The organism is Pseudomonas sp. (genome assembly GCF_037994325.1).
Lineage (GTDB): Bacteria > Pseudomonadota > Gammaproteobacteria > Pseudomonadales > Pseudomonadaceae > Aquipseudomonas.
On record NZ_JBBNAH010000546.1, the window covers coordinates 1 to 6612 of the forward strand.

6 protein-coding genes are annotated in these 6612 nt (G+C 60.0%); 5 read left to right on the forward strand and 1 reads right to left on the reverse strand.

Annotated features, from left to right (window positions below; all coding sequences use genetic code 11):
• Positions 1–509 (forward strand): hypothetical protein (locus AAAB16_RS18220; protein WP_340664593.1); only part of this gene is annotated, 509 nt, incomplete at its 5' end.
• Here AAAB16_RS18220 and AAAB16_RS18225 read toward each other — a convergent pair.
• Positions 506–955 carry a TIGR02444 family protein gene (locus AAAB16_RS18225; RefSeq protein WP_340664594.1) on the reverse strand — a complete coding sequence of 150 codons (450 nt, stop codon included), beginning with the start codon at positions 953–955 and terminating at the stop codon, positions 506–508. The genes AAAB16_RS18220 and AAAB16_RS18225 overlap by 4 nt on opposite strands.
• A 50-nt stretch (positions 956–1005) precedes the next feature.
• On the opposite strand from AAAB16_RS18225, the gene AAAB16_RS18230 reads away from it, so the two are divergent.
• From AAAB16_RS18230 to AAAB16_RS18245, 4 genes are all read left to right on the forward strand, one after another.
• Complete coding sequence (locus AAAB16_RS18230) at positions 1006–2916, forward strand: ATP-binding cassette domain-containing protein (RefSeq protein ID WP_340664595.1); 1911 nt, start codon at positions 1006–1008, stop codon at positions 2914–2916.
• A 46-nt stretch (positions 2917–2962) separates the two neighbouring features.
• Complete coding sequence (locus tag AAAB16_RS18235; RefSeq protein ID WP_340664596.1) at positions 2963–3730, forward strand: TerC family protein; 768 nt, start codon at positions 2963–2965, stop codon at positions 3728–3730.
• 98 nt (positions 3731–3828) lie between these two features.
• Positions 3829–4461 (forward strand): homoserine/homoserine lactone efflux protein, encoded by a 633-nt coding sequence (gene rhtB, locus AAAB16_RS18240; protein WP_340664597.1) that lies wholly within the window; start codon positions 3829–3831, stop codon positions 4459–4461.
• A gap of 185 nt (positions 4462–4646) precedes the next feature.
• Complete coding sequence (locus AAAB16_RS18245; protein ID WP_340664598.1) at positions 4647–6575, forward strand: FTR1 family protein; 1929 nt, start codon at positions 4647–4649, stop codon at positions 6573–6575.
• Positions 6576–6612 lie beyond the last annotated feature (37 nt).

Sequence of the window (6612 nt, forward strand, 5' to 3'; positions counted from 1 at the left end):
CTGCAAAACCTGCCGCAAAAGCACCGGTAAAACCGGCTGCAAAACCTGCCGCTAAAGCGCCAGCAAAAGCTGCTGCCAAACCGGCTGTAAAAGCAGCTGCCAAGCCAGCAGCCAAACCAGCAGCCAAACCAGCAGCCAAACCTGCTGCGGCAAAAGCGCCGGCCAAAGTTGCTGCCAAACCGGCGGCAAAACCCGCGGCTAAACCGGTAGCCAAGGCGCCGGCAAAAGCTGCCGCTAAACCTGCTGTGAAAGCACCGGCTAAGCCTGCCGTTGCTAAACCTGCTGCGGCCAAGCCGGCTGTTGCCGCCAAACCTGCAGCGGCAAAACCCGCTGCCAAGCCAGCGGTTAAACCGGCGGCCAAGCCTGCGGCGAAACCCGCAGCAGCCAAGCCAGCAGCACCGGCTAAACCCGCTGTTGCTCCGGCACCGGCCGCCGCTGCACCTGCTGCACCAGCTACTGCGGCTGTAGCACCTGTCACCAACGGAAGCGGCGTACCTAGCGCTTCCTAAGTGTGAGTGGCCGCGACGCGCAGGGTTTGCAGCGCGTCGCGGTCATGCTGGCCCGCTATAGCGGTCAACCAGTCCCCTTCAGCTCCGCCAGTCGGCCAGCTAGTTGTTGTCTCTTCCAGCCGCTTGAGCAGCTCTCGCTCAGCTTGCAACTCCAACGCCTTTATCTGTTCTCGCAACGCCTTTAGCGCGTCGTTGTGGGCGGCGGCTTCGCGCCAACGTTGGCGGAGCTGGCGAATCGGTGTGACCACCTGCTGTTGCCAAGGCTCGCAGATGGCACCTAGTGCCTTAACACGCTCGGGTCTGCACGCGACGTTTTGTTGTTGCAGCCACGCGGCACACAACAACAGGCAAACATCCGCGCCTTGCTGTTGCAAACGCAGGCATGCGCCTTCTACGCCGGGGCGGGCGTAAAGGGTGGTGGCGAAACTCCACAGGTCAGAGGACATGGTGCTTTCCAGGCGATAAGCGCGCAGAGCTGGTAGACTCCGCCGCCATTATGATCCGACTACAAAACCTCACTTTACAGCGTGGCCCGCAGCGTTTGTTAGAAGACGCCGAGCTCACCCTGCACGCCGGCCATAAAGCCGGCCTTATCGGTGCCAACGGCGCCGGCAAATCCAGCCTGTTCGCCTTGCTGCGCGGCGAGCTCACGCCCGACTCCGGCGATTGCTTCTTGCCGGCCGATTGGCGTATAGCCCATATGCGCCAGGAGGTCGATGCGGTCGAGCGTATTGCCGTCGACTATGTGCTTGATGGCGATGTGCGTTTGCGCGAGGTGCAGCGCGATTTGGCCGCCGCCGAAGCTGCCCATGACGGCGCCGCGCAAGCCCGCTTGCACGCCGAGCTGGATTCCGCCGACGGTTACACCAGCGATGCCCGCGCGCGCAAATTGCTCGCCGGCCTGGGCTTTAGCAATGAGCAGATGGACCGCCCGGTCGGTAGTTTCTCCGGTGGCTGGCGTATGCGCCTCAACCTGGCTCAGGCGCTGATGTGCCCCTCCGACCTGTTGCTGCTCGATGAACCCACCAACCACTTGGACCTCGACGCCATTCTCTGGCTGGAGGAGTGGTTGAAAAGCTACCCCGGCACCATGCTGCTGATTTCCCACGATCGCGATTTCCTCGACGCCGTGGTCGACCATGTCACCCACGTTGATCAGCGCAAGCTCACGCTGTATCGCGGCGGCTATACCGCCTTCGAACGCGCCCGCGCCGAACGCCTGGCCCAGCAGCAACAGGCCTACGAGAAGCAGCAGGCGCAGCGCGCGCACATGGAAAAATACATCGCCCGCTTTAAAGCGCAGGCGACCAAAGCCCGTCAGGCGCAGAGCCGGATCAAGGCGCTGGAGCGGATGGAAGAGCTGTCCGCCGCCCACGTCGATTCGCCGTTCGACTTTACCTTCCGCGAAGCCGACAAGATTTCCAGCCCGCTGCTCGACCTCTCCGAAGGTCGCCTGGGTTATGGCGAAAAAGTGGTGCTGGAGAAGGTCAAGTTAGGCTTGGTGCCCGGTGCTCGTATTGGCTTGCTCGGGCCCAATGGCGCGGGTAAATCGACCCTGATCAAAACCCTGGTGGGCGAAATTCAGCCCATTGGCGGTCGCCTGGTGCGCGGTGAAAACCTGGTGGTGGGTTACTTCGCCCAGCATCAACTGGATTCGCTGGATAACAAGGCCAGCCCGTTGCTGCACTTTCAGCGTTTGGCACCGACCGAGCGTGAGCAAACCCTGCGCGACTTCCTCGGCGGTTTCGATTTCCGCGGCCCGCGTTGTGATGAGCCGGTACTGAATTTTTCTGGTGGTGAAAAAGCGCGTCTGGCCTTGGCGTTGATTGCCTGGGGCAAACCGAACTTGCTGCTGCTCGACGAACCGACCAACCACCTCGACCTGGAAATGCGCCTGGCCCTGACCATGGCGTTGCAGGAATTCGAGGGGGCCGTGGTGGTGGTGTCCCACGATCGGCATTTGCTCAAGAGCACCACCGATGAATTTTTGCTGGTAGCCGAAGGGCGCATCCAGGAGTTCGACGGCGATCTGGAAGACTATGCTCGATGGTTAGTCGACTACCGCGCGCGGCAGGCACCGGCCAGCAGCAGCGTGCCGGCGGGCGATAAAACCGACAAGCGCGCCCAGCGCCAAGCGGCGGCAGCATTGCGCCAACAACTGGCGCCGCACAAGCGCGAAGCGGACAAGCTGGAAAAAGAGTTGGGTCTGTTGCATGAAAAACTGGCCAAGGTAGAAGAGCGCCTTGGCGACTCGGCCATTTATGAAACATCGCGTAAAGACGAACTTCGCGATCTTCTCGCCGAACAAGCCAAAATGAAGGCCCGCGAAGGCGAGCTGGAAGAGGCCTGGATGCTGGCCCTGGAACATCTGGAAAGCCTCGAGCAACAGCTGGCCCAGGTCGATTAAAGCTAAGAACCTAGCGGGTTCAACTTACCCCCTTTGAGGCACACATATGGAATGGCTAATGAGTCCAGAGATCTGGGTCGCGTTTCTGACCCTGACCGCTTTGGAAATCGTCCTTGGCATCGACAACATCATCTTTATCTCGATTTTGGTCAGCCGTCTGCCCATCGAGCAACAACCCAAAGCGCGTTTCTTTGGCCTGGCCTTGGCCATGGGCACACGGATTCTCCTGCTGCTGTCGATCACCTGGGTAATGCGCCTGACCACGGATCTGTTCACCGTGTTTGGTCAAGGCATCTCCGGGCGTGATCTGATCCTGTTCTTTGGTGGCCTGTTCCTGCTGTTCAAAAGTACTGCCGAGATCTACCACGGCCTGGAAGGCGCGGAAGAAGAAGCCAAAGCTGGCGGCAAGGTCTACGGCTTTATGGGGATCATCACGCAGATCGCCATTATCGACATCATCTTCTCCCTCGACTCGGTCATTACCGCTGTCGGCCTGGTGCAGCATGTGCCGGTGATGATTGCGGCGATCGTGATTTCGGTTGGCGTAATGATGCTGTCGGCCAGCACCATCAGCGCTTATATCGACAAGCACCCGTCGCTGAAAATGCTCGCGCTGTCGTTCCTGATTGTGGTCGGCACGGTGTTGATCGCTGAAGCCTTCGAAGTGCATGTGCCGAAAGGCTACGTTTACTTCGCCATGGCGTTCTCGTTGGCGGTGGAAGCCATCAACATCAAAATGCGTGGCGCCCGTGCCCGCGCGGCCAACAAAGAGCCCGATGCGGTTCACCTGCGCAAGAACAGCCCGGACGCGTAAGCAGCGGCTGTGCCCCTGATCTGTGTGGCGACTGTGCTAGTCAAGTCGCCACACAGCGCGTTAACGTAAACGCCCCCCCTTTTTTGAGGTTTGCAGCCATGCTGCTCGAAACTTGGCTGGCGTTTTTTGTTGCCTGCTGGATTATCAGTTTGTCTCCTGGCGCTGGTGCCATTGCCTCTATGTCTGCCGGTCTGCAGTACGGTTTTTGGCGTGGCTACTGGAATGCCCTAGGCCTACAACTGGGCTTGGCGGTGCAGATCATCGTGGTGGCCGCCGGGGTGGGTGCAATTCTGTCGGCCTCTGAGTTGGCCTTTAGCCTGATCAAATGGTTTGGCGTGTTCTATCTCGTCTTTCTTGGCATCAAGCAGTGGCGCGCGCTGCCGGGTGATCTGAACGAGGAGGCGGCTGTGCGTCCGGTTGGGCGCCCGCTGAGTTTGGTGTTGCGCGGCTTTTTGGTGAACGTCAGCAACCCCAAGGCCATCGTCTTTATGCTGGCGGTGCTGCCACAGTTTATTGACCCGAAAGCGCCGCAGCTGGTGCAGTACCTAACCATGGGTGTGACCATGATTACGGTCGATCTGATCGTGATGGCCTGCTACACCGGATTGGCGTCGAAAGTGCTGCGTTTGCTGCGTACACCTCGGCAGCAGCGGGTGATGAACCGCACATTTGGCGCGCTGTTTATTGGGGCTGCGGGTTTGTTAGCCAGTGTCCGCCGAGTGGCGAGCTGAATTTGGGCTAACTGTTTGGCCCTGTTTTAAAGGCGTGATCAGTGCTGATCACGCCTTTTTCGTCTCCGTCTTCGAAAAATTCAGCACTGCGCCGAGCAGCGCGCGCAGCTAAAGCTTTGTTACAAGACTTGAGCAAGAACGTTAGGAAGGTAACAATGTCACCCATTCTTATTTGGGATGGAATCATGTTTACCTCTCCCCGCCTGTTGTTGTGCATCTTCTCGCTGTTTGCCCTTTTTAGCCTGAACGCATTTGCTGACCCGGTGGAAGGAACCGCCCAAGCCATTCATTTGCTCGACTACCTCGGCGCCGATTACGCCGATTCGGTAAAGGGTGGTCAGGTAATCAATGGCGACAGCTACCAGAAACAACTCGACGCTCTGACCACGTTGCAAGGCTTGATCGTGGCATTGCCGGCCAGCGCCCAGCGTAGCGGCATTGAGCAGGGCGTAACGTCCTTGCACGACGCTATCACCCAGCGTCAGGAGCCCGCGGCGGTAGCCCGTCAGGCTCGCCAGGTGAGCGCGCAAGTGGCCGCCGCCTATGAAGTCAGCCAAGCTCCGGTAATTACCCCCGACGCCAGCCGTGGTGCGCCGCTGTATGCCCAACAATGCGCGGTCTGCCATGGCGATGCGGGGCTTGGTGATGGCCCTGCCGGTATTGGTCTGGAACCGGCTCCGTCGAACTTTACCGATGCCAAACGTCTTGGCCGTTTGAGTTTGTACGACTTGTTCAGCAGCACCACGCTGGGCATCGAAGGCACCGATATGCCGGCGTTTGCCGACCAACTGGACGAGCGCCAGCGCTGGGACTTGGCGGTGTACATCGCCAGCTTCAGCGCCGCCGCTGCGGCCCCGGTTGCCGCGCCTGCTGCCGACGGCGCCAAGGCGAAAACCTTTGACCTGGCCGAACTGGCCCGGCAAACCCCGGACGAAATCGCCAGCACCCAGGGCGAGGCTGCCGCAGCCATCTTCCGTGGCCAGCGCGCGCAACCGCCAGTTGTGCAGCGTGGCCCACAGCAGTTGCTCGACTACACCAGCGTGACCCTCGATAAGAGCCTGGCCGCTTACAAAAACGGCGACCACGACCAAGCCTACGACTTGTCGGTAGCGGCTTATCTGGAAGGTTTCGAGCTGGTGGAAAGCTCGCTGGACAACGTTGATGCGCAAGTGCGCAAAGACACTGAAAAAGCACTGATGGCCTACCGTCAATCGCTGCAAGACGGACTGTCGGTGCCTGAGGCCGCGCAGAAGCTGGAAATCGCCAAAGGCAAATTGCAAGAGTCGGCCAAGCTGTTGGGCAGCGATGGTCTGAGCCAGTCACTGAGTTTTATCTCGGCGTTGCTGATTCTGCTGCGTGAAGGCCTGGAAGCCATTCTGGTCCTGGCCGCGATTCTGGCCTTCTTGCGCAACACCGGCCAACAAGCGGCAGAGCGCAGCGTGCATATTGGCTGGGGCTTGGCGATGTTGGCCGGTGGCCTGACGTGGGCAGCAGCAGCCTATCTGTTCGACGTCAGCGGCGCACAACGTGAGTTGCTGGAAGGCTGTACCGCGTTGTTTGCGGCAGTGATGGTGCTGTGGCTCGGTGTGTGGATGCATGACCGTCGCCATGCTGCTGCCTGGCAGGATTACATCAAGAGCAGCCTGGTGGGCGGCGGCGGTCGTTTTGGCTTTGCTGTGCTGGCGTTCTTTTCGGTGTATCGCGAGCTGTTCGAAGTCATTCTGTTCTATGAAACCCTCTGGTTGCAGGCAGGCCCAGCGGGCCACAGCGCAGTGCTGGCTGGTGGCGCCACCGCGTGTGTGCTGCTGGTGGGGTTGGCCTGGGTGATCCTGCGCGGCTCGGCACGTCTGCCGCTGGGGGTATTCTTTGGCATCAATGCGGCGCTGCTGTGCGCGTTGTCGGTGGTGTTCGCCGGCCATGGCGTCAAAGCGCTGCAAGAGGCCGGTGTGTTTGGCACCCACCCTGTGCCGTTTATAGAGTTCGAATGGTTGGGCGTGCATGCGGATCTGTACTCGCTGTCGGCACAGGCCGTGGCGCTAATCGCCATCGCGATTCTCTACGGCCGCAGCACTATCACCGCGCGCCAACGTGAACAGGCTTCTAGCGCCAGCTAAAAACGGCAGTTAGCTAAGCGGGCGAGCAGTGGCACAC

What these genes read in the sequence shown, in the direction of transcription:
- AAAB16_RS18225 (WP_340664594.1), bottom strand. Translation starts at nt 955, where the DNA reads ATGTCCTCTGACCTGTGGAGTTTCGCCACCACCCTTTACGCCCGCCCC.
- AAAB16_RS18230 (WP_340664595.1), top strand. Translation starts at nt 1,006, where the DNA reads ATGATCCGACTACAAAACCTCACTTTACAGCGTGGCCCGCAGCGTTTG.
- AAAB16_RS18235 (WP_340664596.1), top strand. Translation starts at nt 2,963, where the DNA reads ATGGAATGGCTAATGAGTCCAGAGATCTGGGTCGCGTTTCTGACCCTG.
- rhtB (WP_340664597.1), top strand. Translation starts at nt 3,829, where the DNA reads ATGCTGCTCGAAACTTGGCTGGCGTTTTTTGTTGCCTGCTGGATTATC.
- AAAB16_RS18245 (WP_340664598.1), top strand. Translation starts at nt 4,647, where the DNA reads ATGTTTACCTCTCCCCGCCTGTTGTTGTGCATCTTCTCGCTGTTTGCC.